Annotated in this window: 22 protein-coding genes; 11 read left to right on the top strand and 11 right to left on the bottom strand. The window is 46.2% G+C overall.

The genetic code is table 11. From position 1 onward, the window contains the following. Positions 1–3: 3 nt before the first annotated feature. Together FSB75_RS06585 and FSB75_RS06580 are read left to right on the top strand one after the other, a co-directional pair. The gene (locus FSB75_RS06585; protein ID WP_146784550.1) at positions 4–1245 is read left to right on the top strand and encodes an MFS transporter; all 1242 of its coding nucleotides are present in this window, start codon (positions 4–6) and stop codon (positions 1243–1245) included. Positions 1246–1259: 14 nt separating this feature from the next. Then, positions 1260–2159, top strand: a complete 900-nt coding sequence (locus tag FSB75_RS06580) for an MBL fold metallo-hydrolase (protein ID WP_146784548.1) — start codon at positions 1260–1262, stop codon at positions 2157–2159. Between the two features lie 47 nt (positions 2160–2206). Here the strand turns inward: FSB75_RS06580 and FSB75_RS06575 are convergent, their stop codons facing one another. The 4 genes from FSB75_RS06575 to tgt form a co-directional block, all read right to left on the bottom strand. Beyond that, the gene (locus tag FSB75_RS06575) at positions 2207–2497 is read right to left on the bottom strand and encodes a DUF4242 domain-containing protein (protein WP_146784545.1); all 291 of its coding nucleotides are present in this window, start codon (positions 2495–2497) and stop codon (positions 2207–2209) included. Between the two features lie 84 nt (positions 2498–2581). After that, positions 2582–3253 carry a hypothetical protein gene (locus FSB75_RS06570; RefSeq protein WP_146784543.1) on the bottom strand — a complete coding sequence of 224 codons (672 nt, stop codon included), beginning with the start codon at positions 3251–3253 and terminating at the stop codon, positions 2582–2584. Between the two features lie 52 nt (positions 3254–3305). Beyond that, the gene (locus tag FSB75_RS06565; protein ID WP_227990805.1) at positions 3306–3722 is read right to left on the bottom strand and encodes a YkgJ family cysteine cluster protein; all 417 of its coding nucleotides are present in this window, start codon (positions 3720–3722) and stop codon (positions 3306–3308) included. A 273-nt stretch (positions 3723–3995) separates the two neighbouring features. Further along, on the bottom strand, positions 3996–5135 hold the full coding sequence (tgt, locus tag FSB75_RS06560; protein ID WP_146784538.1) for a tRNA guanosine(34) transglycosylase Tgt: 1140 nt from the start codon (positions 5133–5135) through the stop codon (positions 3996–3998). 344 nt (positions 5136–5479) lie between these two features. Between tgt and trpS the strand changes: the two genes are divergently transcribed. The 5 genes from trpS to FSB75_RS06535 all read left to right on the top strand — a co-directional run bounded on the left by trpS (position 5480) and on the right by FSB75_RS06535 (position 10142). Next, positions 5480–6478, top strand: coding sequence for a tryptophan--tRNA ligase (trpS, locus tag FSB75_RS06555; RefSeq protein WP_146784534.1), 999 nt, complete (start codon positions 5480–5482; stop codon positions 6476–6478). Between the two features lie 70 nt (positions 6479–6548). Then, on the top strand, positions 6549–7181 hold the full coding sequence (locus tag FSB75_RS06550; RefSeq protein ID WP_146784531.1) for a deoxynucleoside kinase: 633 nt from the start codon (positions 6549–6551) through the stop codon (positions 7179–7181). A 149-nt stretch (positions 7182–7330) separates the two neighbouring features. Continuing rightward, complete coding sequence (locus tag FSB75_RS06545; RefSeq protein ID WP_227990804.1) at positions 7331–8143, top strand: hypothetical protein; 813 nt, start codon at positions 7331–7333, stop codon at positions 8141–8143. A gap of 171 nt (positions 8144–8314) precedes the next feature. Continuing rightward, the gene (locus FSB75_RS06540; protein WP_146784525.1) at positions 8315–8857 is read left to right on the top strand and encodes a hypothetical protein; all 543 of its coding nucleotides are present in this window, start codon (positions 8315–8317) and stop codon (positions 8855–8857) included. Between the two features lie 154 nt (positions 8858–9011). After that, entirely contained in the window at positions 9012–10142 is a 1131-nt protein-coding gene (locus tag FSB75_RS06535) for a DNA adenine methylase (protein WP_227990803.1), read from the top strand. Between the two features lie 50 nt (positions 10143–10192). Here the strand turns inward: FSB75_RS06535 and FSB75_RS06530 are convergent, their stop codons facing one another. From FSB75_RS06530 to FSB75_RS06520, 3 genes are all read right to left on the bottom strand, one after another. Then, positions 10193–10462, bottom strand: a complete 270-nt coding sequence (locus tag FSB75_RS06530; RefSeq protein ID WP_146784522.1) for a hypothetical protein — start codon at positions 10460–10462, stop codon at positions 10193–10195. A 113-nt stretch (positions 10463–10575) separates the two neighbouring features. After that, positions 10576–11691 (bottom strand): carboxylate-amine ligase, encoded by a 1116-nt coding sequence (locus FSB75_RS06525; RefSeq protein WP_146784519.1) that lies wholly within the window; start codon positions 11689–11691, stop codon positions 10576–10578. A 135-nt stretch (positions 11692–11826) separates the two neighbouring features. Beyond that, complete coding sequence (locus FSB75_RS06520) at positions 11827–12780, bottom strand: ATP-grasp domain-containing protein (protein ID WP_146784516.1); 954 nt, start codon at positions 12778–12780, stop codon at positions 11827–11829. Between the two features lie 118 nt (positions 12781–12898). Here FSB75_RS06520 and FSB75_RS06515 point away from each other — a divergent pair, with 118 nt between their 5' ends. Next, entirely contained in the window at positions 12899–13771 is an 873-nt protein-coding gene (locus FSB75_RS06515) for an alpha/beta hydrolase (protein ID WP_146784513.1), read from the top strand. Between the two features lie 94 nt (positions 13772–13865). Here FSB75_RS06515 and FSB75_RS06510 read toward each other — a convergent pair whose 3' ends face one another. Then, positions 13866–16700, bottom strand: a complete 2835-nt coding sequence (locus FSB75_RS06510) for a TonB-dependent receptor (RefSeq protein WP_146784510.1) — start codon at positions 16698–16700, stop codon at positions 13866–13868. A 213-nt stretch (positions 16701–16913) separates the two neighbouring features. On the opposite strand from FSB75_RS06510, the gene ggt reads away from it, so the two are divergent. From ggt to FSB75_RS06495, 3 genes are all read left to right on the top strand, one after another. Continuing rightward, positions 16914–18629, top strand: a complete 1716-nt coding sequence (gene ggt / locus FSB75_RS06505) for a gamma-glutamyltransferase (protein WP_146784507.1) — start codon at positions 16914–16916, stop codon at positions 18627–18629. Positions 18630–18775: 146 nt separating this feature from the next. Beyond that, positions 18776–19300 (top strand): DUF1572 family protein, encoded by a 525-nt coding sequence (locus FSB75_RS06500; protein WP_146784504.1) that lies wholly within the window; start codon positions 18776–18778, stop codon positions 19298–19300. 12 nt (positions 19301–19312) lie between these two features. Beyond that, positions 19313–19693: a ribosomal maturation YjgA family protein gene (locus FSB75_RS06495; RefSeq protein WP_146784500.1), complete on the top strand. Its 381-nt coding sequence runs from the start codon at positions 19313–19315 to the stop codon at positions 19691–19693. A 6-nt stretch (positions 19694–19699) separates the two neighbouring features. On the opposite strand, the gene FSB75_RS06490 is transcribed toward FSB75_RS06495, so the two are convergent. From FSB75_RS06490 to FSB75_RS06480, 3 genes are read right to left on the bottom strand one after another with little or no spacing between them, the layout of a single operon-like run. After that, a complete protein-coding gene (locus FSB75_RS06490; RefSeq protein WP_146784497.1) occupies positions 19700–20350 on the bottom strand; it encodes an outer membrane beta-barrel protein in 651 nt (216 codons plus the stop codon). 49 nt (positions 20351–20399) lie between these two features. Then, positions 20400–24605, bottom strand: coding sequence for an nSTAND1 domain-containing NTPase (locus tag FSB75_RS06485; RefSeq protein WP_146784494.1), 4206 nt, complete (start codon positions 24603–24605; stop codon positions 20400–20402). A 3-nt stretch (positions 24606–24608) separates the two neighbouring features. Next, a complete protein-coding gene (locus tag FSB75_RS06480; RefSeq protein ID WP_146784491.1) occupies positions 24609–26000 on the bottom strand; it encodes a toll/interleukin-1 receptor domain-containing protein in 1392 nt (463 codons plus the stop codon). Positions 26001–26374 lie beyond the last annotated feature (374 nt).

The following is a 26374-nucleotide window of genomic DNA, read 5'->3' as shown; positions in this document are numbered from 1 at the left end:
CCTATGCAGTTTCAGAAGCGAAGCCTTGCGCCCCTTAACCATACAGAGTTCCGCATCTTCATCGCCAGCCGTTTTTTTTACACCATGGCTTTGCGCATGGTGGCTACCGTGGTGGCTTACGAATTGTTTCAACTCACCAAAGATTCTTTTTCCATCGGCATCGTGGGCTTGTCGGAGTTTATACCGGTAGTCTCCCTGGCTCTGTACGCGGGTCACGTCATTGACCGTTCCGACAAGCGCACCTTGTTGCTGAAAGGCATTCTTTCATATTCCTTGTGCATACTTGCTTTGATTGTTGTTACGTTGCCAACAATAGAACAGGGATTGAGTGTAAAAAGGTCAGCCCTGCTTTTTTACGTCATCATCTTTTTTACCGGTGTGATCCGTGCCTTTGCAGGACCAACTTCCAGTGCCATCATTGCCCAGTTGGTGCCGCGTGATATTTTACAATTTGCTTCAAGTATTTCATCGTCTTCGTGGCTTTCGGCTTCTATTTTGGGTCACGCGACCGCGGGTTTTTTGATTGCGGGTGTTGGCGCCAACAAAACTTTCATTGTCGTTCTTGCCTATGTTTTAATTGCGGCTTTTTTGGTGTCGAGAATTGGCCGCAAGCCGGTGGTGCATCCAAAACTTACGGCCAATGCATGGGAAAGTGTGCGGGAAGGATTGCGTTTTGTTTTTCGGCACAAGATCATGCTGGGCGCCATTTCGCTAGACTTGTTTGCAGTGTTATTTGGTGGCGCAACGGCCCTGATACCGGAGTTTGCCGACAAGATTTTAAAGGTGGGTCCCATTGGTTTTGGTTGGTTGAATGCAGCCATTGACATCGGCTCCATGATCACCATTTTGTTCATCACACTCGTGCCGCTTACAAGGCGGCAAGGCTATAAATTGTTTTATGCCGTGGCGGGTTTTGGCGTTTGCATCGTGGTGTTCGGCATCTCGCGGCTTTACTGGCTTTCCTTTGGGGCGCTGCTGCTTGCCGGCATGCTGGACGGTATCAGTGTAGTTATTCGCGGTACGGTTCAACAATTAACTACGCCGGACGAAATGCGTGGCCGCGTAAGCTCAGTCAATTCCATGTTTGTGAACTCGAGCAACGAACTTGGGCAATTTGAAAGCGGCTTTACCGCACGAATTTTTGGCGGCGCTTCACCCGCTGTTGTCTTTGGTGGCTGCATGACGTTGCTCGTGGTCATCATCACCTGGTTAAAAGCAACGGGTTTGCGTAAATTTGAGTATTAACCAAAATCGTTACCATGCACCGCCGTTCTTTTCTTTACCACACTGGCCTTTTTACAGGCGCATCTCTTTTGTTTCAAAAATCAGCCCTTGCAACCATGCTTAATCCTTTTGATTACAAAATCAGAATGCTGCGAAACAACGTCGGCATCTTTACCGAAAGAGGCGGCACCATCGGTTTTTTGCTTTCACCCGAAGGCACATTGGTGATTGATGCGCAGTTTGAAGACACCGCCCCGCACCTGATTGCGGAAGTACAAAAGCGAAACACCGCGCCGATAAAATTTTTATTGAACACACACCATCACGGCGATCATACGTCCGGAAACATTGCGTTTAAAGGCATCGCCGAACACGTGGTAGCGCATCAAAACTCACTCATCAATCAAAAAAATGTTGCCGAAAAAGCGAACAAAGTTGACAAGCAACTTTACCCCGATCAAACTTTTGACAAGGACTTGAAATTGAAACTGGGCAAGGAGAAAATAACGGGTTATTATTTTGGTCCGGGTCACACGAACGGTGATGCGATTTATCATTTTGAAGATGCGAACATCATGCACGTTGGCGACTTGATGTTCAATAAACGCCATCCTTTTGTGGACCGCAGCGCCGGTGCCAACATGCGCAGTTGGATTGGCGATTTGGAAAGGCTTCAAAAGAAAGGGGGCAAAGACACGATCTACATCTTCGGCCACTCGTTAAACGAAGGCGAAGAAACCGGCAGCGCGGAAGATTTAAAAAAGTTTGCCGATTATTTAGACAAGGTTTTGCAGTTTGCCGAAACCGAATTTAAAAAAGGCGTGAGCAAAGAAGATTTTATCAAGAACACTTCTATTCCTGGTGTAACCGAATGGAGTGGCCAGGGAATTGAACGGCCGCTTACGGCGGCTTACGAAGAAATCAGCAGCAAATAAAAAGCAAAGCTTTTTGAGCTTTGCTTTTTCGAAAGACGAATGATGGCTTAAATGGCCATCATTTCTTTTTCAGCCGTTACCGGACTGATAACGTTTTTCACCTCTTCGATGCGGTTGGCCGGGAAGCCGCCCATGCTGGCGTGCTGCATGATCATGCTTTTGTTTGGCGCCAGGTAAACGCAATAGATTTTGTTCTCGGTAACAAAGCTTTCGATCCATTGAATTTGCGAACCCAGTTCGTCCAATACGTTGCAAGACTTTTGCGAAATGGCTTGCAGTTCGGCTTGCGACAGGTTTCCTGCGCCGGGCAATTCTCGTTCGATTACATAGCGGGGCATATCGTTAGATTTAGAAACAAAAGTTACGCAATCATTTCAAAACCCTTTTACAAGTTTGTTCAAAATAGAGGAGGCAAGAAGGCTTTAGTTGCCGGGTTTACTTTGACAGCTCGTGTATTCATCAATGATTCTTTTCATTACCTCGAGCTTTTTGTATTCCGACGACAAATACGAATAAACATAGCCACCTTCCTTGTTTTTGATTTTTGCCGACAACGCCGGACAATCGGCAACAAAGGCGCTCATTTTTTCTTCAAAACCGGGAACCAGTAAAGCGCTGTGCAATTCAATCAGCTCTGTGGCTGAATACGCCGGAACACCGATAAAATAAAAACTTGTTTCTTCCCCGGTGTCGCTGCTCTTACGCTTTTGCTGCAATTCGTACAACTGAATTTTTGCTTTCCCGTCCGACAATCTCTTCACAAACAAATCGTGGTTAATGCCGGCGGTGTTCAGGTTGATGCGCTTGGGTACGTAAGTTTCACCATTAATTACGTAAGCAGCAACGTCGGTGAACTTCAGGTATTCCGCTGTTTCGCTTCCGGCAGGGACGAGTGAAATGGAAAAAGGGTTGGCTTGTATGCCGTTTTCAAACAGAACCGTTAAAGCACCTTGCTTTTGTGTACCGTCTCGCAGATAAACAGTTCCTTTCATGCGGTAGAGATCGTTGGGCGTGTGGAAATATTCGGAAGCACATGACGAGAAAAGCAAGGCAAAGAGGCTTAACAGGAGAGTAAGGGCCGTAACTTTTTTCATAGCAGCATTTTTGGCGTGCGGAAAATAACTGCATTTGTTCAGACCAGCAACTTCATGACAGTTGTTGCTCCAATTTTTCCAACACGTAAAAGGTAATGGGACAGAAGGAAGAATTCTTTAGCGTAAGACTTTGCCGTTTGATGATCACATCCTCATCTGTATAAGGGAAACGATGGCAATCAGACGGACGCACATCGTAAATGGAACAGGCATTATCGTCGCCAAGAAAAGGACAAGGCGATGCTTTCACCACGAAGTCACCTTCTTCATCCACCCGCAAATAGGTTTCAATGAACAGGCTTTCTTTCATGCCCAAATGCTTGCTGATGCGTTTTACATCGGGTGTTTTAAAGCGCGGTGAATAGTTTTTGCAACAGGCGGCGCATTGCAAGCAGTCAATTTTTTCAAAGGCTTCTTCGTGCAATTGCGGCAAAGCCTTCAATACTTTGTTTTTATTGGCTTTTGCCAAAAAGTTTTTGAAGAGTTTTTGTTTGTCCTTGCTGCGCTTTTGCCAGTTATGTAAGTCACCTGTTAACACGGTTGCAAAGAACCGCAATTCTTCGTTAAAGCGAGTTTAAGGTTGGGAGTTCGATGTTTGATGTTCAGGGTTTCGTGTTTCGGGTAGATGCTTTGTTTGTTGTTGACATTTCTTTACCGCAGAGAACGAGAGATGCAGCGATCATCGCCGAGAATCAACGTTTCCTGTATTTCCCCTTTGCTCTTTAGCTCCGTGCGAAAACCTTTACAACCGCGTTTTCAGCACGGGCACCATTTCATTTTTCCAGCTTAAGAAATCTCCCAGCAAAATGTGCCTCCTTGCCTCGGTAACGAGCCATAAGTAAAACGCAAGATTTTGCACCGAAGCAATGGTTAACCCCAGCAATTCGCTTGACTTAAACAGATGCCGCACGTAAGCTTTGTTGTAATAGTGACTCCATTCGCAGTCAAGGCCTTCATCAATGGGAGAGAAGTCCTTTTCCCATTTTTTGTTGTCAATGTTGATGACGCCCTTTGTGGTAAAAAGCATCGCGTTTCGTCCGTTGCGGGTGGGCATCACACAGTCAAACATGTCCACGCCAAGGGCAATGCATTCAAGAATATTCCAGGGCGTGCCAACGCCCATCAAATAACGTGGTTTGTTTTGCGGAAGGTTCTCGCAACAAAGCTGGCAAATCTCGTACATCACCGGCTCGGGTTCGCCCACGCTCAAGCCGCCGATTGCGTTGCCCGTTGCGTTTTTGGAAGAAATGTAGTCGCAAGACGCTTTGCGCAGATCGTGATACACCGCGCCTTGCACAATGGGAAAAAGATTTTGCGTGTGGCCCCATTTGTCCGGCGTATTGTTGAAGTGTTTGAAACAGCGGTCGAGCCAGCGATGCGTGAGATTCATCGAATCCAGTGCATACTTGTAAATCGAATTGGCAGGCGGGCATTCGTCAAAAGCCATCATGATGTCCGCTCCGATGGTGCGTTCAATGTCCATCACTTTCTCCGGTGTAAAAAGATGCTTGCTGCCGTCAATATGACTTTGAAAGGTTACGCCTTCCTCTTTGATCTTTCTGGCCGCTGCCAGCGAAAAAACCTGGAAGCCGCCGCTGTCTGTAAGAATAGGTTTGTCCCAGTTCATAAAACGATGAAGACCACCGGCCGCTTCTATTGTTTCCATGCCCGGCCGCAAATACAAGTGATAGGTATTGCCCAAAATGATTTGTGCTTTTACTTGCTCTTTCAGCAATTGTTGCGGCACTGCTTTTACACTGCCAATGGTGCCCACGGGCATGAAGATGGGCGTTTGTATCTGACCGTGATCTGTCGTGATTGTTCCGGCACGTGCAACGGATAAATTATCGGTCTTTTCTAAACTAAAACTTAGTGCGGGCATAAGCCGCGAAGATACCCCCTGTCCCCTAAAGCGAAGACTTAGGTCATTCAGACTTTTATTCCTTCAGTTTTCTTTACAGCAGTTTGTGTTTTGTGACTCACAAAACATCAAGGCACTAATCAATCCGAAGCCTTTGTGAACATTCGTGTCTAAGTGCCCTTGTGGTTCAACTTGCCGAATAGCAATAAGAACGATGAACGTAGTGCGACGCAACAGAAGCTTAATAGTAGCACTGGCTTCGGGTTCATAAAAAATGATCAAGTTAAAACGGCCTTTGAACCGGAAAAGTTTTTACAGCCTAAGTCTCCCCTTTAGGGGGACAGGGGGATTATATTTGCAGCCTTATGCAAAAAGAAATCGTCGTCAGCGGCATTCGTTCAACCGGCAACCTGCACCTCGGAAATTATTTTGGCGCCTTGCGCAATTACGTGCGCATGCAGGAAGAATTTAACTGCTATTTTTTTGTGGCCGACTGGCACGCTTTAACAACGCATCCCGATACAAAAGAACTGCGCAACAGCGTGTTGAACGTGGTGGCCGAAAACATGGCCGCGGGCCTCGACACGGAGAAAGTTTGCCTGTATTTGCAAAGCGCCGTACCCGAAATTGCCGAACTGTATCTGTACCTGAACATGATGGCCTACAAAGGCGAACTGGAGAAAACGCCGACCTTTAAAGACAAAGTTCGCCAGCAGCCCGACAACGTGAATGCGGGTCTTTTAACCTACCCGGTTTTAATGACGGCCGACATCATTATTCACCGCGCCAAATACGTTCCGGTGGGCAAGGACCAGGAGCAACACCTTGAAATTGCCCGCAATTTTGCGCAACGTTTTAATCACCGCTATGGCGAATTGTTTCCCGAGCCGGTGGCCTTTAATTACGGCGAACAACTGGTAAAGATTCCAAGTCTTGACGGCGGTGGTAAAATGAGCAAAAGTGAAAACCAATTTGCCACGCTTTACCTTGCCGATGAAGATGATCTCATTCGCAAAAAAGTGATGAAGGCGAAAACGGATAGCGGCCCCACGGAACCGAATTCGCAAATGCCGGATTACATACAAAATATTTTTGGGCTCATGCGCCTTGTAAGCGAAGAAAGCACCGTGCAAAAATTCAGTGAGGATTTTAATTCGGCTAGTATCCGCTACGGCGACATGAAAAAGCAATTGGCCGAAGACATGGTAAAATTCATTGCGCCGATACGTGAAAAAGCAAAAGAGATAAGAAGTGATGAAGGGCGGCTGAAAAAAGTTTTGCAGCGCGGTGCGGAAAGGGCACGCGAAAGCGCAGCACAAACCTTGCAGCAAACACGGGAGTTGATTGGCCTGAATTATTTTTAACGTGCTTTGACGTAAATAGGAAAGCTATATTTTTAACGACTAATCAAAAGCCCTTTAGGGGTTGGGGTTTATGAAAGCAAAAAAACCAAAGCACATCGCCGTTGCGGGAAACATTGGCGCCGGCAAAACCACGCTCACGCAACAGTTAAGCAAACATTACAAATGGATTCCGCAGTTTGAAGACGTGGAGAATAATCCGTACCTGAACGATTTTTACGAAGACATGCCGCGGTGGAGCTTTCAGTTGCAGATTTATTTTTTGCAAAGCCGCCTGAGTCAGCTTATTGAAATTCACCAGGGCACGGAAACAGTTATCCAAGACCGCACGATCTACGAAGACGCACACATTTTTGCGCCCAACCTGCACGAAATGGGCCTGATGACCAAGCGTGATTTCGACAATTACTTTTCGTTTTTTCAAACGCTGAAAGCAACGGTGAAACCACCCGACCTGCTCATTTACATTCAGGCTTCGGTGCCAACGCTGGTGGGACAAATTCAAAAGCGTGGCCGCGAATACGAAGAGAACATACGCCTTGATTATTTAAAACGCCTGAACGAATACTACAACAAATGGATTGACGCGTACAAAGAAGGCCCGCTACTTATCATCAACGGTGATCAAAACAAATTTGGCGAGAATGACGAGGATTTGGGCAAGGTGATTAATTTGGTGGATGCGGAGTTGTTTGGGTTGTTTTAATGACGAAGGAGCACGAAATGATTTTTACTTTCAACAAAATGTTTCCTGTAATTCTTGATTCATTCACTCTTGATAATTAGACATATTTGGAGCAAGAAAGTGCATAAATACAACTGTTGTGCTTAATCCAGAGGTCGTTCTAATTCATTATGAGAAATATTGACAAATACAAAAATGATTTGAAGCTTTTGCTTGAAAGAGGTAACAACTTAGATATAGCTATGAAATATGAATGTTACCCAGAAATTATAGAAAAGCAAATAAAAGGTGCATTAAAGGATGCGAAGAAAACCAAAGATTACATAAGTAAAATTCGAGCTTTTAAAAGTGAATATCAAAGTTGGTATTCTGAGTCATTGATTTTAATAAAGCAACTGTTGCCCGATAGGCTAGCTGATTTTATAAAGCTTTATGAAAAGCCCAAAGCGAGAAAAGAAATATTATACGGCAATTATGTAATCGAAGATTACCTCCAAGGATTAAGAGTTACAAATAGTTTTTCCGGAGAAATAAAAGTTGGGACTGAATCTGCAATACCACAGTTTGAACAACAGTTAAATATTCTAAAATCAATCGAAAAAAGATTTGAAAGCACTCTTTTTGACATTGCACAATTAGTCCAGGCCGATCTATTTGACAGCGAATTAGAAGCGGCAAAGGAATTAAATAAAAACAAGTTCTCAAGAGGTGCAGGTGCAATTGCCGGAGTCGTACTTGAAAAACACCTAGGACAAGTTCTGACTAACCATAACTTGAAAACTGCAAAAAAGAATCCTTCTATTTGCGACTTTAATGATAACCTTAAATCTGCAGGTGTATACGATACTCCAACGTGGAGGAAAATTCAGCATTTAGGTGATATCAGAAATTTATGTGACCATAACAAAACAAGGGATCCAAAAGTGGAAGAAGTTGACGAGTTAATATCAGGTGTTGAAACAATTATAAAAACTGTCTACTGAGATTATGCACAACATCGGCTTGCCACAATGCAGGCTTGAAGAATATGAGCCATGCAAAACGATTCTATGGAGCTCTATTACTAAATTTAAGCTGACGGATCACCGACTCCCCTCACTGCGGCAAGCCGGTAGACATTAGCCCATTTCTGTACAAAGTTTTACGAAACGTTCATGGCCATTAATCACTCCGATACCGAATTCCTCAAAGACGTTTACGCACTTGCCCGTAACAAATACAAACCGGCAAAGATTCAAACCTTGCTTCTCACCGAAGCACCGCCCTGCAATCTTGACCGGTATTTTTATTTTGAAGACGTGAAAAAGCAAGACGCCTTGTTTTTAGAAATCACCGGCGTTTTGTATCCCGATCTAAAACAGCGTTACTTAAAGTCAGGAAGGAAAACAGAATTGAAAGAAGAATTGCTCCTGCAATTTCAAAGTGATGGTTGGTGGTTGATGACAGTAGCCGAAGTGCCTTTCGACGTAAGCGGCCTTTCACTTGAAGATGATTTACCCGGTTTGCTTCCGCGACTGGAGAAATACATCATAAAACAAACGCCCATCGTTCTCATTCAAACGGCCGTTTTTGATTTATGCTATCCTTTCTTAACGCAACAAGGCTATAACGTAATTAACGAACGCTTGCCTTTTCCCGGAAGCGGACAGCAGAAAATATTCAGGGAAAAATTTGCCGCGATAATTGGTGCGGAATAAAGTAACATAATTGCCGTTCCTTTCCTTTCTTCAAATTTGTTCTAAAGGCTTTCTGTATTTTGGTGTGAATTTAAATCGTTGACAACGTAGTTGTTTGCGGCTTAAACTTTTTCGAATTGTTCAAACAAAAGCGGCCGCCTTTTAAAAGTCAGGAATGAACGAAAGTGCAATGAAGAACGAGGACTTGCCATCGGGCGGTGAAAAAAAACTTCACGTGCCGCAAACCGAAGGCATCAAATACGCCGGTTCCAAGCTTAAAATTATTCCGCAGATTTTAGACATTGTTGAAGGCCTGCCCGTTAAAACTATACTCGATGGTTTTAGCGGTTCAACAAGGGTAAGCCAGGCCTTTGCAAAAAACGATTTTGTCACCACGTCGAACGACGTTTCCGTTTGGTCTGAAACCTTTGCAAAAGCCTACCTGCTGAACAAAGAAGAACCGAAATATTATCAAAGCCTGATTGATCACTTAAATGGTTTGAATGGTTACGAGGGTTGGTTTTCGGAGCATTACGGTGCTGCCGAAAACAACGGAAAGAAATATCCTTTCCAACTGAAAAACACAAAAAAGCTGGACGCCATCCGCGACGAAATAGACCGGCTCAATTTGCCTGAAGTTGAGAAAGCCATTGCGTTAGCAAGCTTGATTCTTGCACTTGATTCGGTTGACAGTACGCTTGGTCATTATGCGGCTTATTTGTCCGAGTGGTCGTCGCGTTCACACAAAGACCTTGTGCTAAAAGTTCCGAAGTTGTTCATTAATGAACAGGAAAACCGCGTGATGAGAGGCGACATTTTTGAAACAATCAAAAAAGAGAAATTCGATCTTGCATACTTCGATCCGCCTTACGGTTCGAATAACGAAAAGATGCCGCCGAGCCGCGTTCGTTATAATTCCTATTATCACATCTGGACTTCGGTTATACTAAACGACAAGCCGCTCTTGTTTGGCAAAGCCGCTCGACGCGAGGATTCAAGGGACGAAGTGGCCGCATCGGTTTTTGAAGAATTTCGAAAAGACGAAAACGGGCATTTCATTGCCATGCAAGCCGTGCGCAAACTTGTGAACGAGACAAAGGCGAACTATGTTTTGCTTTCTTACAGTTCTGGCGGACGCACAACGAAAGAAGAACTGTACGATATTCTGAACACAGGTGGCAAATTGATTAAAGCCAAAGAGATTGATTACAAAAAAAATGTGATGGCCAACATGCGTTGGACGCACGAATGGGTAAACAGCGACGGCCGTCACGTTGAATATCTTTTCCTGATGCAAAAGCAGTAGAATAGACCCAAGAAAGACGAGAGGATTTCTTCTGATAATGCTTGCCTTTGCTAAAACGATGTGTGGTTGGTTTCCAGGTGCTTGTTAAGACTTTGAATGATGGCATTCATCAGTTGCGTGGAATGTTTCTCGTTTGCGTCTTTAAAAAAAAGTGTGCCGGCCGGTTCTAAAAGAATGCAGTTTCCCGGAAGAAGGCTGCGCAGTTCAACGTCGAGGTTTCCTAAAATATATTCAGTGTAAAGCGGCGTAGAACGCACCGAGACGATTGCGTTGTGCAGTTCGTCTTGGTGCATAAAATAAATGTTGAAGATGCGTGCCATGAACGTTGTTTGTGGTTGTACGAACGAACAGCCGGTGCAGTAGGGGAAGAGTCAGTTCTTAGTCGGATGCCACAAACAAGGTAATCAAAAATAAAGCGGTGCGCATGTGATTTTTAAGTTAAGCCCTCCAAAAATTGCGAGTGTATATAATCGGCTACCGATTTTAAATTGGTAGCCTGTTCATACACGGCCAACTGGCGGTCAGCGCCGGTGCCGCGTTCAAGCATCTTGTGTACGTAACCAATGCGCTGGCGCGAACCAAGATGGTCAACCACGTCATCAACAAAGTCAAGCAATTCGTAAATCAATACTCTTGTGTTCACTTCTTCCTCCTTGCCAAAGTCAATCAAATAACCATCAATGCCGTAGCGGCCGGCCCGCCATTTGTTTTCATTGATCAGTGGACGCGGATACTGAATGAAGTTCATGTTCTGCTGGCGAAGCTTGTAAATTTTTGCGCAGATGGCCTGGAACAAAGCCGCAATGGCAATTGTTTCATCAACCGTCATCGGTACGTCGCAAATGCGAAATTCCACAGTGTTGAAAAATGGATGCACCCTTAAGTCCCACCAGATTTTTTTTGCGTTGTCAATGCAGTTTGTTTTCATCAACAACTTCACGTAATTGTCGTAGGCTTCTATGCTTTCAAAAGCTTCGGGAATGCCGGTGCGGGGAAACTTGTCGAAGACTTTTGTGCGAAAAGATTTATAACCTGTTTTGCGTCCTTCCCAAAAAGGCGAGTTGGTGCTGAGTGCATATACGTGCGGTAAAAAATACCGTGTTGAATTTGCAATGTGATTGGCCATCTCTCTTGTTTCCATGCCCACGTGTACGTGCAAGCCAAAAATCAAATTACTGCGGGCGGCTTCCTGCAACTCATTCACAATTTCATTGTAGCGAACGTGGTCGGTAATGAGTTGGCTTTCCCAATGACTAAAAGGATGCGTGCCGGCTGCACCCATTGCGTAACCAAGGCTGCCGGCAATGTCGGAAATAGTCCTCCGCAAGGTGCTTACGTCGCGGTGTGCTTCTTCAATGTCTGCGCAAATGTCCGTGCCCACTTCCACCACGGCCTGGTGCATCTCGGCTTTTACTTTGTCTTTAATCATCTTTTGTCCTTCCTGCACAATCTTTTGCTCGTGACTTTTCAGTTCCTTGCTTGCAGGGTCCATCACCATGTATTCTTCTTCTACGCCGAGGGTGAAGGTTTTATAATTCAGGTTCGCCATGTAAAAGTTTGAGGTTTGTGGTTGGTGGTTTGTGGTTGGTGGTTTCGTGTTGATTTTTGTTTCGCTTTTGTTTTAAACAAATTACAAAAGTGAAACCTTCAGTGTTCGTCACGTGAACCACAAACCACAAACTCATTATGCCAACGGTTGTTTTGCCGCACCGCGTTTCACGTACTCGCCCCAGGTTAAATTGTCCGCGCCGTCTTTTTGCGCCTGTGCTCTTTCAATGGCGTAATTGGCCGCGGTTTCTACTACCCATTCAAAGTTTTCTTCGCCCACGCCGCTGCGTTCCGCATCGGGAGCGGGATTGCCAAAATCTATGGCGTAAGGAACGCCGTCGCGCAGCGCCAATTCAACCGTATTAAAATCGTAACCCAAATATTTATTGATACGGAGAACAATGTCCTCCATCAATTTGTGCCGTTCAGGTGAAGGAGAGAAATTCGCCTGATAACGCAGATGATGCGGGTTGCGCGGTTCGTAAGGCATGATGCGTACATGCTTGCCGCCAATGCAATAACAACGGTAATACTCTTCAAAAATAATTTCCTCCTGTAGCAACATCACAAGTTGTCCGGTTTCTGCATGCTTGGCATAGAAATCATCTTTGTCATGCAACTTGTAAACGTTCTTCCAACCGCCGCCCGCATAAGGTTTCATGTAAGCCGGAAAGCCCACGTAATTAAAAATTCCTTCCCAATCCAGTGGGTACGCAAGGTTGGAAAAAGATTCCGGTTTTGTATCCGTAGGCATTTCGTAAGAGGGGAGGATGACGGTTTTTGGAATGGGTACGCCGACCTGCGTCATCAGGCAGTTGTTGAAAAATTTATCGTCGGCGCTCCACCAAAAAGGATTGTTGATGACGGCTGTGCCGGTAAGCGCCGCGTTTTTTAAAAAGGTCCGGTAAAACTGTACGTCTTGTGAAATCCGGTCAATGATAACCGCGTAACCTGCGGGCTCGCCCTGCACTACTTTGTCAATGCGTACCGGTTCTGCTACAATTCCGTCAATGCCTTTGCTGTTTACCCGTTCAATAAAAGCCATTGGAAAGCTGCGTTCCTGGCCAAACAAGATGCCGATCTTTTTCATGGTAAGATGTTTAATGTCCTGATCAATGCCTTCAAAGTACAATATAAAACAAAGCCGAAAAAATAGTTTTGACCCTGCAAATTTTTGTTTCGCAAAGTCCGCGCCTATATTTGGCCTTATGCTTCTTCAAAATTTATCCACTATCCTTGTAGAACAACGTGCGGTAGCTTCTTTGCACTTAAACCGCTACGTCATTGCCGACGTTTACCTTCCCAAAAACATTTCTGATCCTTCAGAACTTTCGTTGCTCATCATCAACGACGGACAGGATTTGGAAGACATGCCTTTTGCACCAACGCTTGATGGCCTTTTGTCGTCGGGACAAATTGCGCCGCTGCTTTGCGTGGGGCTTCATTGCAACAAATACCGCCGCGATGAATACGGAACGGCCAACGTTTTGGACTACGCGGGGCGTGGCAAACGGTCAAAGGCTTACCAGCAATTTATCGTTGACGAATTGATCCCGTTTTTGCATAAAGAATACCGCGTTGATGCTTTCCAAGAAAAAGCCATCGCGGGTTTTTCCCTTGGCGGGTTATCCGCATTGGACACGGCCTGGAATCATCCCGGATTGTTTTCAACAGTTGGTGTTTTTTCCGGTTCGTTTTGGTGGCGCAGTAAAGATGTGGGCGAAGGTTACGACGATAACCAACACCGCATCATGCACCAGCAAATCCGCAACGGCGAACACCAGCCGAACTTGCGTTTTTATTTCATGACCGGCTCTCAAGACGAAACCGCCGACCGCAATAACAACGGCATTATTGATTCCATTGACGATACGCTTGACCTGATAAAAGAACTGGAGCGTTTGGGTTATAAACAAGAACAAGATATTCGTTACGTGAATTACGAAAACGGACGGCACGATGTGCAAAGCTGGGGGAAAGCGATGCCCGCATTTTTGTTGTGGGCATGGAGTGGAAAGAACAATGGAACAGATGAACAGCGAACGCTAAACGTCGAAGTAACGAACGACATTGCGCAGTAAAGGCCGGCGAAATTTATGCCCGGTACAAATAAGCTTCTCAAAACAAAAAGCCGTCGTTTTGCGACGGCTTTTTGTTTACGGTTGCAAAAGCAGATTATTTGCCTGTGGGCAATGTCAGTTTCAAACGTGCAAAATAATAAGCGCCGTTAAAGCCCATCTGTTGTACCCGACGGCTGTACACAAAACGGCCAAGGCTTTGGTTGCTGCTGTGGGTTTGTACATCGGGATAAACGTCAAATAAATTGTTTGCACCGATTGTGAGACGCAAAGATTTTAAAACGTCGTAAGAAAGCGAAAGATCCGTAACTGTTTTTGCCGAGAAATCCTGGTCGAGACTTTCCAGTGTATTGTTGTCAAAAGCGTTAGCAATCGGCGTCGTGCTGGCATCAAGATATTGAACCACCCCAAAATGCACAAACCGGAGCATGGCTCCGAACCTGCTGTACTTGTATTCAAACGATAAACTCAATTTGTCTTTTGGATTGGCCACTTCGATGCGGCTTTGGTCTTCGCGGCTGAAATAGTTTCCCAATTGTCCGCCGTTGACCAAAATATCCGAAGCGTGAATAATCGGCTTGCCGGCTGCGTCTTTTTTTACCTGGTTGTCGGTAATGTTGAGGGCCAATACCGTGCGCAAGGAATGCTTCTTCAAAAAGGTTTTGTTGTAAGAAGCCACGGCTTCAAAACCTCTCGCCCTAGTATCAATGGCATTGGTAAAAAAGTTGGCCGTAGTAGCACCTTGTGCGTCCAGAATTTGTTTGATTTGTGCGCTGGTGTTGCCGTTGAAATTGTTGGTAAGAATGATGCGGTTTTTAATGTCAATCTGGTAGGCGTCAAAGGTGAGTTCAAAACCGCTGAAAGGCTTTGCGGTAAAGCCAAACGAATAGCTTTGGCTTGTTTCCTGTTTCAGTTTTGGAATGCCAAGCAATCCGGCTAGCGGGCTGTCGTTGGTAAAGGTTCCGGCCTGTACCGGCGTTAAGCTTCCGCCTTGCGTAATGAACAAAGTGTTGGTCTTTGCATAATACTTCTGCTGCATGGACGGTGCACGAAAACCGGTACTAACCGAACCGCGGAGATTGAACCAATCCACCACTTTTACTCTCGTGCTGAATTTGTAATTAAAGGTCGAGCCAAAGTCGCTGTAATTCTCATAGCGGAGAGCTCCCGTTAACAAGAATGCTTTTGTAAAATCCTGTTCAAGATCTACGTAAACGGCTTTTGCGTTGCGTGTTTTCGTATCGCCGATGGTGTTGACAAAACCGGGAAAAACCTGTGCGCCCGGACCAACACCCGACGGTACGTCGTAGTTTTTGTACGAGGCTTCTTCGCCGCTGCGAATGCCGAAAGCATCAATGCGGTATTCAAGACCGGCGGCCACGTTCAGTCCTCGCAACACATCATATCTCTTGGCAACGTCCGCATTGCTGGTGTTTTGCCAAAACTTCAAGCCGCCGGCATCGAAGGTTGTTTGCGGGCTTGAGTTAACAGCAAATTGCGAGTAGTTAACGGAATTGCTTACGCCAAAATCAAACGTGTTTTGGCCAAAGCTGTTGCTGATGTCAAAATTCCATCCTTTAATTTTTGTACGATAACCAACGGCGGTTGAAAAGTCGGCAATCTTTGTATTGATGTTGGGAAGAAAACCGTTGGGGTACATGGCAAACACATTCGAAGCATATTTGCCCGCGTTCGATGCCAGAACAACGCTACTCGGATAACGGTACAAGCCGGCGGAGTTGCCGTCTTTTTTGCTGTAGCCACCAAAGGCATAAACCTCACCGTTCTTGCCTACCGGCAAAGCAAAATTGTAAAACAGGGCGCCGCCTTTCATTTGCGAGTTACCAGCCCTGATGTCAAACGTGTTTCGGTTAATGCCACGGCCATTCATAATGGAATCATCGCGGTTTTGTCCGTTTACGCTGGGAAAAATTTGACCCGTGTACGTGCCCGTTCTGTTGGTGGCCTCGCGGCTGATGTATTCGCCGTTCAGCGTCAAATAACCTTTGCCAATGTTGAAGCCATAACCAAGCGAACCCTGAAAGGTTCCGCCGTCGGTTACTCTCACGTTAGGGTCATCGCTTTTGCCCTGAATCTTGTACAGCGCATAGTTCTTTGGATATTTTGTATCGTAAAAGCCATAGCTGCTGCTGGCTTCAAGTAAACCCGTTCTCCTTTTCAATACAATGTTGATGACACCTGCAATGGCGTCGGAACCGTATTGCGCCGAAGCGCCGTCGCGAAGAATTTCAATCCGCTCAATGGCCGTAGCCGGAATGGCGCTGAGGTCCGTGTTGGTTTGCCCGCGGTTCACCGTTCCGTTTACGTTTACCAGTGCGGCCTGGTGACGGCGTTTGCCATTGATCAACACCAAAACCTGGTCTGTTCCAAGACCTCTTAATTGTGCAGGGTCTAAGTGATCGGTTCCGTCGGCGATGGTTTGCCTTGCCGATTGAAAAGACGGGGCTATGTAATTCATGATCTGGTTCAGGTCCACTTGCCCAATTTCGTTCACTACTTGCGCTAATGGAATCACATCAACGGGAACGGGTGTTTCTGTTCTTGTGCGGGCCACGCTGCGCGAACCAACAACCGTAACGGTGTTTAATTCACCGGCACCGGCCAAAATAAAATCCTGCACCGCTCCCGATTGCCCTACCGTAACGTCGGTGCGCTGCGTGAGGTAGCCTACGTACGTAACCACAAGGGTGTATTTACCCGGTGCAAGCGAAAGCGAATAATTGCCGCTGTTATCTGCCACCGTGCCTTTTGACGCACCTTGTACCGTTACCGAAGCACCGGACAAAGCCTGGCCGTTGGCGTCCTTTACCGCGCCTCTTACCGTAACGTTTTGTGCTAAAGAAAACAGGCTGGCAAGAAAGAAAGAAACGAAGAACAGTGTTCGCAAGGGAAGCTGGCTAACTGGTTTCATACGCGTGGTTTTAATTAAAAGTAACGAAGGATGAAATTTCCAACGCCTCAAAGAATACGGACAAGGGGAAATGTTGATGTGCTGCTTGCGCCGTAGCTGCGGCGCAAATTAACGATGCGCGGCGTTGCAAAGAAGCCGTTCCCGATCGGGAGCAACAGCCGCAAGCCGTATTCATTTTGGGATTAAGTTTGTAATTCATCACCCCTTCAGTCTATGCGAAGATTCTATTTGTTTCTCGTCGGAACGGCTCTTCTTTTTTCTTGCCACACTACAAAAAATATCGTCGGTGCAAACGGCGCCGTCAATCCTTATCAATACAACATCAGCAAAAAGGCAACGGTTGCAAATGGTGCGGTGGCATCGGCTCATCCGTTGGCAAGCAAAGTCGGCGTAGCCGTTATGAAAAACGGCGGCAATGCTTTTGACGCGGCCGTTGCCACACAACTGGCGCTGGCCGTTGTTTATCCAAATGCGGGGAACATTGGCGGCGGCGGCTTTTTGGTTGGAAGAAGAAGCAACGGCGAAACAGTGGCGCTTGATTACCGCGAATCAGCACCCGCAGCCGCAAGCCGCGATATGTATCTTGATGCTGGGGGCAACGTGATCGAAGGCAGAAGCATTAACGGACATCTTGCTGCCGGTGTGCCCGGAACAATTGCCGGTTTGTTTGAGACAATGAAGTACGCAAAGCTTCCGTTTGCAAAGCTTATCCAGCCCGCCATTGACCTTGCCGAAAAAGGCTATGTGATTACCGAAAGAGAAGCCGCGTCATTAAACAGTTTGCAGGCGGAGTTGAAAAAATACAACACCACCGCCACGGCTTTTCAAAAAGGAATACAATGGAATGCCGGAGATACTTTGATACAAACCGATTTGGCAAATACATTAAAACGCATTCGCGACAACGGCGCAGCCGGTTTTTACGAAGGCCAGACAGCGGCGTTAATTGTAGAAGAAATGAAGCGTGGTAGCGGCATCATTACGTTGAACGATTTAAAATCCTACACGGCTAAATGGCGTGAGCCGCATCAGTTTACCTATAAAGGCTATACAATTGTTGGCATGCCGATGCCGAGCAGCGGCGGCACGCTACTGCATCAAATGATGAAGATGATTGAAGATAAACCCATCGCGACCTACGGTTACAATTCGCCGGACGCTGTGCAACTGATGGTGGAAGCTGAACGCCGCGCTTATGCCGACCGTGCGGAGTACATGGGCGATGCAGATTTTTACAAGGTTCCGCAGGTGCAACTCACCGATGATGCTTATTTGAAAGAGCGCATGAAAGATTATCGTCCGGGCATTGCGGGCAGCAGCCAGATTACCAAGCCGGGTTTAAAAAAAGTAAGCGAGCAAACCACGCATTTAAGTGTGATTGACAAGGACGGCAACTGTGTTTCTGTCACCACAACGCTCAACAATTCTTACGGAAGCAAAACGGTTGTGGGCGGTGCTGGTTTTTTTTTGAACGATGAAATGGATGATTTCAGCGCCAAGCCCGGCGTGCCCAATTTGTACGGCGCGGTGGGTGGTGAAGCCAATGCCATTGCTCCCGGCAAGCGTATGTTAAGCTCTATGGCGCCAACGGTTGTGCTGCAAAACGGCAAACCGTTTTTAGTCGTCGGAACGCCCGGCGGAACAACGATCCCAACCTCGGTTTTTCAAACCGTTGTGGACATTGTTGATTTTGGCCTGAGCACGGAAGACGCAGTGTACGGTCCCAAGTTTCACCATCAATGGTTGCCCGATGAAGTGTTTGTTGAAAAAAGTTTCCCAACGGCCGTGCGGTCTGCTTTGCAAAAGATGGGATATACCGTTACCGAAAGAGGAAGCATCGGCCGCACCGAAGTGATTAAAGTTTTGCCCAATGGCAGTTTTGAAGCCGTAGCCGACAACAGGGGAGATGATGACGCTGAAGGCTATTAGGCCCATCCCGACCTTCCCGGTGGGAAGGCCATCGAAACACAGACCCTTGCTTTTCAACGACCATGAATAGCTTTCTCCGGCAGGCGAGGCTTTGTGCGTTGATGGCCTTCCTACCGGGAAGGTCGGGATGGGCCTAACTTTGTTTCATGAATCTTGCAACCGAATTTCTTTCCTCCGCCATCAAACGTTTCAAAGAATACAAATCGCTCGGCGATAAAACCTTTGCGCAATTGAATGATGAAGAAATGCTTCGTCAACCCAACGAAGCATCCAACAATATTGCCGTAATCATTCAACACCTTCACGGCAACATGCTCAGTCGCTGGACAAATTTTTTAACCGAAGACGGCGAAAAATCCTGGCGCCAGCGTGACGCTGAATTTGAAACGCAACAACTCTCGAAGGAGCAATTGTTGGCGCTGTGGGAAGAAGGTTGGCGTATTGTATTGGACGCTTTGCAATCCTTGCAGGAAGAGGATTTGGTGAAAACCATCACCATCCGTTCGCAGCCATTGCTTGTAGTTGACGCCATCAACCGGCAGCTGGCTCATTACAGCTCGCACGTGGGGCAGATTGTTTATTTGGGAAGATGGATGAAGAACAACGAATGGCAATCTCTTTCAATACCGAAAGGTGAATCGGCATCTTACAACAAAAGTTTAAAAAGTTAAGCGCTCCAGTTTATGCTAACCTTCCGGCCTGGCTATTTTCTTTTAACCTTCTTGTTATTTGTCGTTGAAGTTTCCATTGCGCTTTTTGCCCACGACCGTTTCGTCAGGCCCTATGCCGGCGATTTTTTGGTTGTGATACTGCTTTATTGTTTTGGAAAAAGCTTTTTGAAAATTCCAGCGTTGCCGCTCGCAATGACGGTTTTGCTTTTTGCTTACGCGATTGAAACGGCGCAGTATTTTCATCTTGTCAACCGCCTGGGTTTTCAAAACCACAACATCATTCGTATCATTCTTGGAAGTTCCTTTGAATGGGGCGATATGCTTGCTTATACGCTGGGCATTGTCTTCGTTCTTCTCGTGGAACAAAAGCTTCTTTCCAATCTTCAACCTTAGTTTCAATCACCGTTTGCTGCCAAATTTCCAACCCACGGCTATGCCGCCAATGCGGTGAAAAATCTCTGGGCCAAAATCCGCGTTGTTGAAATTGCTAAGTCCATACTGGTAGTAAGCAAAAGCAGTAAAGCCGCTCTGGTGTTGAAAGCCCAAATGCACGACAGCCGAAGCCGCGGCATAACCGTAACCGCCAAAATCAAAAAACATTTTTTGCGAAATGTGCTTGCCGTTGGTGGAATCAAAGCTTTCTGTGCCGCTCAGCGACACATCAATGGATGGACCGATGCGCAAAAAAACGTAGCTCGGTTTTTTTGAAAAATTAAATTGTATCAGCGGCGCCAGCTCAAGCGTATGAATGGTGGTGTTGTTGTTTTTGGCACCGGTATCTGGCGGATAAGCCTTGCGGTCGAACGTAACCTTGTAACCTTTTTGGCTGTAAAAAAGCATGGGTGAAAAATAAGCCGGGCCTTCAATCAACGTTTTCAATCCTACACCGGCAATGAAACCTTGTTTGGCTTCGGTAGCTTGATTAACACCGCGAATGTTGTACAGCGCCGATGTTTGTTGTACGCCGCCAAAAACGGTCAATTGTGCGTTGGATTGGAGCAAGGTGATCGAGCAAAAAAGGGCAAGGGCAATGCGTAAAATTGTCTTCATGTTTTCAATAAACGGTAAAAGTAACAAAACAGATGCCGTTAATTGCAGCTCATTGACGGCTGATGTTTTTACCCATCTTGCTGTTTGGTTTCGGGTTTGTTCGGTCGGATTCTTTGAGTATGTCGTTTCTGATGCGCAGCATTTCTTTGTAAAGAGGAGCGTTATCTTTTGTAATCACATCTGCGGCTTGCAAGTCGTTCAGGTCTTTTAAAAACGAATCCTTAAACTGCGTACCCGAACCATCGGCATAAAGACTGTCTTTGTATTGAGCATAAACTTTTTCCGCAGCAACAAAATCACCTTTTAATAAATAGGCGATCGCCAGATTGGTATAAATGCCGTTGTTGGCAGCATTTAGCTCAACGCCTCTTTTTGCGCATTGGATGGCTACGGTATAACGCTTTTTAAAGTTCAACAGCCAGGAAAGATTCCAGTAATCGAGCGAAAGCAGGTTACGGTTGTCTATGCTTTCGGGCCGGAGTTTCAGCATTTGTTCTCTTGTTTTGGTGTTTTCTCCCAAGAGTTCAATTAGGGTAAGCGTATCGGGCCGGGGCTTGCCTTGTTCGTCCGATGACAACTTTTCGTTCAACGCTGTTAGTTTGTTCAACGCACCATAGCCTGCAAATCCCGAGTCAATTTCAGACAATCGTTTGTAAATCCGCTTGGCAGTGTCTGCAAGTTTATCTGCTTCTTCCGTTGCAAGGGTGTCGTTGTTCAGGGCCATATCGGAATAATAAACACCGGCTTGTTGTAACAAGTTTTTCTGGCCGCTGCTCATGATTTGCCTAAAGGTTAATTCGCCTTCTTCTTTTTTTTCTTTGAAGCTTAAATCGGTGATAGGCCGAACGTCTTCAAAGGCGGCGTCAAGCGAAGCAGAAGGCGGTTTCAGTTTCCAGATGTAGGTGTTGCCGCCACTGGTCAGGGCAATTACCGTTGAACTGTCGAGAAATTTTGCTTTAATCACTTCTTCGCCAAAGCTGAAAAGCTTGCGGGAGCGCATGTTGCGAAAATCGGCGTTGTTGTAGCCACGATAAGATTCTGAAGCCGAATACAAGGCTTCGCCGTTCTCCCGCTCGTAGAGTAAAAGCGTCCCGCCTTTGTTCACAAGGAGCTTTGTCCAGTTTGGCAAAACCGAAAGATCGTTTATACGGGCCGTTGAAAAATTGTCGTCGCTGACAGATGAAAAAATGCGCAGGTCTAAACATTTTTCGTTCTCAGGATTGCAAACGGAAAGCACGTTGGGTTGGTTTGCCGCCGTCATTAGCACAAATCGTCCGTCGCCGGAGAAATTGGCAACGGTACCAAAGCGGGATCGTTCGGATTGTTTTTGAAAGGTTTTGGCCGCAAGGTCGTAAATGCCAAAGCCGTTGTCAAACACGAGCAACAATTTTTTTGAATTGGATGAAAAAATTACCTGCCGGAAATTCTTCAGACCGCGGAAATTTTTTACCGTGTCGGGAGAAAGAACGCCGTTGTTTCTTCCGCTGCTCACCGGCCAAACGCGAACCACGGTATCTTCCATCACCGTTACAAGTGATGAAGCATCGGGTGAAAATTCCGACGTCGTGAGCCCTTCCGATCCGCGCAGCGTGATTAACCTTGACTTTTCTTTTCCTTTCCATTGCATCACGAGGCTGTCGTTTATTAAAGCCGCAACGGTATTGTCGGCTCCAAACGACAAGGCATTGATGGATGTTTCCGCTTCTTCACTTTTGCCGTTTGAGAAGGCATATTTTGTTTCAATCAGGTTTTCGATTTCCGGTTCAGCGCCGGAAAAACGTCCCAAAACAATCTGGTTTTTGTCGGCAAAACCAAAGCGGGTTCCATCGGATGATGTGGCGTAAGCGTAGGGGTCGGAAGTTAATAAGTCAACCTGCGACAGGTTTATTTTGGCGGCATGAAAAATGTTCTTCTTGAAAATCTCGGGAAGAACGAGCTGCATCACCGGTTGGTTTTTGTTGCGTTCCCAAACGGCTTTCGCCATGCGCAATCCCGTTACCGGCGCTTCCAGCAAGGTATCCCTTGCTTTTACAGCGGCATCCACTTCATTCAACAAATCCTGCCGGATGTATTTTTTGTAATCAATCCGCACTTCGCTGAGTGGTTGTGTAAACAAGTAAGGAACAATGGCGTCTTTTTCTTTGGCGCTTGTGGATTTGGACGTATAAAATTCGCGGCCGTGAAGCCATCCTTCGGCCAGATGTTTTTCCAGTTCAATTTTTTTGTGTTCCAGTTCCGCACTTTTTTGCGCAAGCAAAATGCTCTTCTGCTGAATGATGCCTTTTTGATAGTTTAATGCGGTATTCTTTTTTTGCAACTCCTGCGTTTGAATGTTTAATTTATTGGCAAAGCCAACGGCAGCTTCTCGTGCACCTTCGGCGGCTTTTGTTTGCCGTACCAATTCGGTATTCAGGGCCACGGCACGTTTGCGTTGTTCTTCTGCTATCGAGAAGTTGGCTTTTGCTTTTTCTCTTTCCCTGTCTGCATTTTTCATCTCCGAAAAAGCCCAAAACACAAGGCCAATGGCTACCAGCAAAGCGGAGGTTAAAAACCACATCAGCCGCTTGCGGCTTTTTTCTTTTTGCAAGCGCAGGTCTTCTTCGCGTTGCTGTCTTTCTTCTTCGGCAATAATTTTTCTTTCGGCATCTTTTGCGGCGACTGCGGCTTCTTCGCTGCGTTGCAAAAACAGCAGGTTTTTCTGGTACAAATCTTCTTGCGCAGCGGCATTGTTTTGGCCTTTCGGCAGATCGTGATAACGGCTGGCCCAAGCAGCGTTATGCGGATAGTTATCGCGCCAGTTCAACAAATCGGCCAACAAACTGCCCTGAATGAATTGGCCTTCTTCTTCGCGGCGCTCGTTTAACTTTTGGTAAAACTTTCCGTAACGCACTTCTTCGTCTATCCAGCCCTTTAGCGAATCCCAGTTTCGCATCAGGCTTTCGTGCGAAATGTCCATGATCAAATCGTCGTGCAACTCGGTGTTTATGGGCGGCATGATGAACGACGTTTCGTTGTCGCGAAACTTGTCAATCACTTCGTCCACTTCCCGTTGCGTAGCGCCAATGGCGGTAGCAATGGCGTAAATGTTTTTTAGTTCCGTTGGCCTTCGTCCGCCTTTTAAGTCTGTGCTGGCATCGGTCAAGGCCTGGAAAATGATCTTGGCAATTTTTTGCTTCTTTGAATAAACGTTGTCGTTTTCGTTGCCGTCGCCCAGTTCGTCAAACTTTTCTTTGGCATGATTCGCCAACGCTTTTTCCATACCGCCAATGCGCCGGTAATGCTCGTAATTTATTTCGGTAGAACCTTGCCGCGTCGCTTCCTGATAGGTACGCATCAGGGCGTGTTGCAAAATTGGAAGTTGGTCTAAATTTTCTCTTGCTTTGGCTTCGTCAAGTTCGTTAATCAACAATTCCACAAGGCCCGGCGCAATGCTTTTGCCCGCAGCTTTTATAGGGCCTTCAATCACGTCTTTCAATTGTGTGCGGTTCAAGCCTGGGACCAAATATTGGCCTTCGTTGATGGCTTCGGGCAAGCCACGGTATTTCACACAGTCGCCCAAAAACTCCGACCGCATGGTGATGATGACGTAAACCGGGCTGGCACTGTTGGCAGCGGCTTTCAACAAAAGGTTGACGAAATGGTTTTCAATGTTTTCACGGCCGAGGTCTTTGCGGTCGTAGCGAAAAATTTCTTCAAACTGGTCAACGATGATGAGCAAATTTGTTTGATTGTCTTTCCCGTTTCCGTCGTTTATAAATTCGTTTGCTTCCAACAGCCCAAACAGAGAACTGTTTAGCAAAGGCTCAATGGTTTCAAAGTTTTGGTGCAGCAGTTCTTTGTTCTTGCTCTCGCCTTTAACGCTCGACAAAGCAATAGCCAAATTGGCGACCGGATTTTTCCCCGGACGGCAAACGGCGATGTTCCATTTGCTGCCGGCTTCGCGCAACGAGCCGCCGAATAATTCGGGGATAAGACCGGCGCGAACGAGCGATGATTTGCCCGTTCCCGAACTGCCGATAACCGCCAAAAAGCGGTTGCGTTTTAGGCGTTTGATCAGTTCTTCGGCCTGGCCGCTGCGGCCGCGGAACAATTGAAATTCGGAGGTTTTAAACGGACGCAGGCCGGGGAAGGGGCGGGTCGCAATTTCTTCGGGAGAAAGAATGGAAATGTTGCGTCCGTCTTCCTGCAGGTCTAAATAAAATTCATCCAGTTGAAAGTCGAAGTTTTGCGCCGTTCCCACGGTTTCGTTTGTCATGGCTTAAGGTTGAAGGCGTTCTAAAAAGGTGTTCAGCCCCGCATCAAGATTGGCCTTGCCCTGTATGGTTACAAATTCATTTTTGCTCACGTCGCGGTTGAACTTTTTTTGAATCTCCGGTTCATCAAGACAAATGGCGCGGGAACGAAGGTTTTTCATGTCAAGTAGTTTGGCTTGCTTTACCATAAACCACTTGGGCTGAGCGGCGCCGTAAAAAACCACCGCGCCGTCGCAGGCCTCCAAATCCTCGATTTCTTTTTGGCCGTCTTCGTCAAACGTGTTCCAGCGAACGCAGTAATTTTTTTCTTCCATTTTTGTTTTGAGGTCAATGCGCAACTCGTTGTCGTGATCGGCGGTGAAGTCGTAATACATGTACACCCGCTTGTTGGGAAAAAATTCCTTTTTGCGTTCGGCAATTTCTTTTTCCTTGTCCACGTCAAGGCTTGCAATCTTGTCAAAAAAAGCGCCGTAATCATTGCCGGTAAAGAGCGGGTTTTGGCAAATTTCCTTGTCTATTTTGCTCAGCAAATCGGCGCTTAACAACCAGATGACAGTACGAAAAACCGAGTTTGTTGCCGCGGGATGCAAGCCCTTCGCCATGTCGTATTGAATCTTGTTAATGCCTTCTTTCAAATCGTTTTCCGACGCCACAATGTGCACCGAGTAAAGTGCATCGCTTAATTGCAAAGCAAGTTTTTCAGTGCGTTCCTCGGCGCTCATTTTGTCTATTTCCTGAACGTCTTTTATCCCCGGTATAATCTCGTAAGGCCAGTCGTCGTACTTCACTTTTGCATCGGCCTGAATGATCAACTCCTGGCGCTTTTTTCTTGCCTCCGGTTCATCGGGAACGGAAAGAAAAATCTTTCGCTTGCTGGTAAGTTCCTGGATCACTTTGGCGTTGGCGCTTTTTTCGTCGTTGTTGGCCAGCGAAGTGGATATGTTTTCGTTTGTGAGCAGTAAAGCGGCGAGATCGTTAATGTCTTTTTGAATAAGCGAAAGCTGGTTGTCAATGTCGGCGCCGGCGTCGGAAAGAAAACGCATTTCTTTGGGAAGGCCTTGCAACTGCATCCACGCATAATTATCGAGGTTGCAATGCCGGGTAAAAATGGGAATCACGCTGCACTCTTTTCGTTTGTCTCGCTCCAGTGCTGTTTTCAGTTCCACTCTTTCGATATAATCGGAAATCAAAAAATTCTGGCTGATGAGCAGCAGAACAATGCGGGCTTCGTTAAGGTGTGTTTTAATGACTTCGTTCCATTCACCACCAAGCGGAATTTCGCCGTCGTCCCACACGTTTAAAAGCGGGCAGGTTTTTTCGTGCAGGAAGATTTTCAGTTTGTCCAAGTAATCCCTGTCCTGGTGCGAATATGAAATGAACACGTTTACTTTTGGCATCTTAAAAGGTTTAATCAAACAAAAGCAGTGGGTACACCGGTGAATGGTTTTTCAATTGCAGAGGATGGACATTTATAGGTGGGAAACAGACGTTTTTTGTTTTCAGTAGAGAAGGAAATGCAACAAAGCAATGACACCTTAATATTAGCGAAAAAGGACTAACAAACCATGCGGTTGTTTCGGGACAGAGTGGAGATTTTTCCGCTCCAATAAATGATTTTGACAACGTCTGCTTCTGTTGCCGTTCGATTGCGACTGAAGGAGCGGTTCGGATAAAGTAGAAACATGCGGTTGTACAAAAGTTTATAAAACAGAAAAGGCGGCTCTTCGCCGCCCTCTGTTCCGTAACAGTTAAGGTTTGGGTTTACTGATGA

The organism is Flavisolibacter ginsenosidimutans (genome assembly GCF_007970805.1).
GTDB classification, from domain to species: domain Bacteria; phylum Bacteroidota; class Bacteroidia; order Chitinophagales; family Chitinophagaceae; genus Flavisolibacter; species Flavisolibacter ginsenosidimutans.
This window is presented reverse-complemented; position numbering and strand designations above follow the sequence as displayed.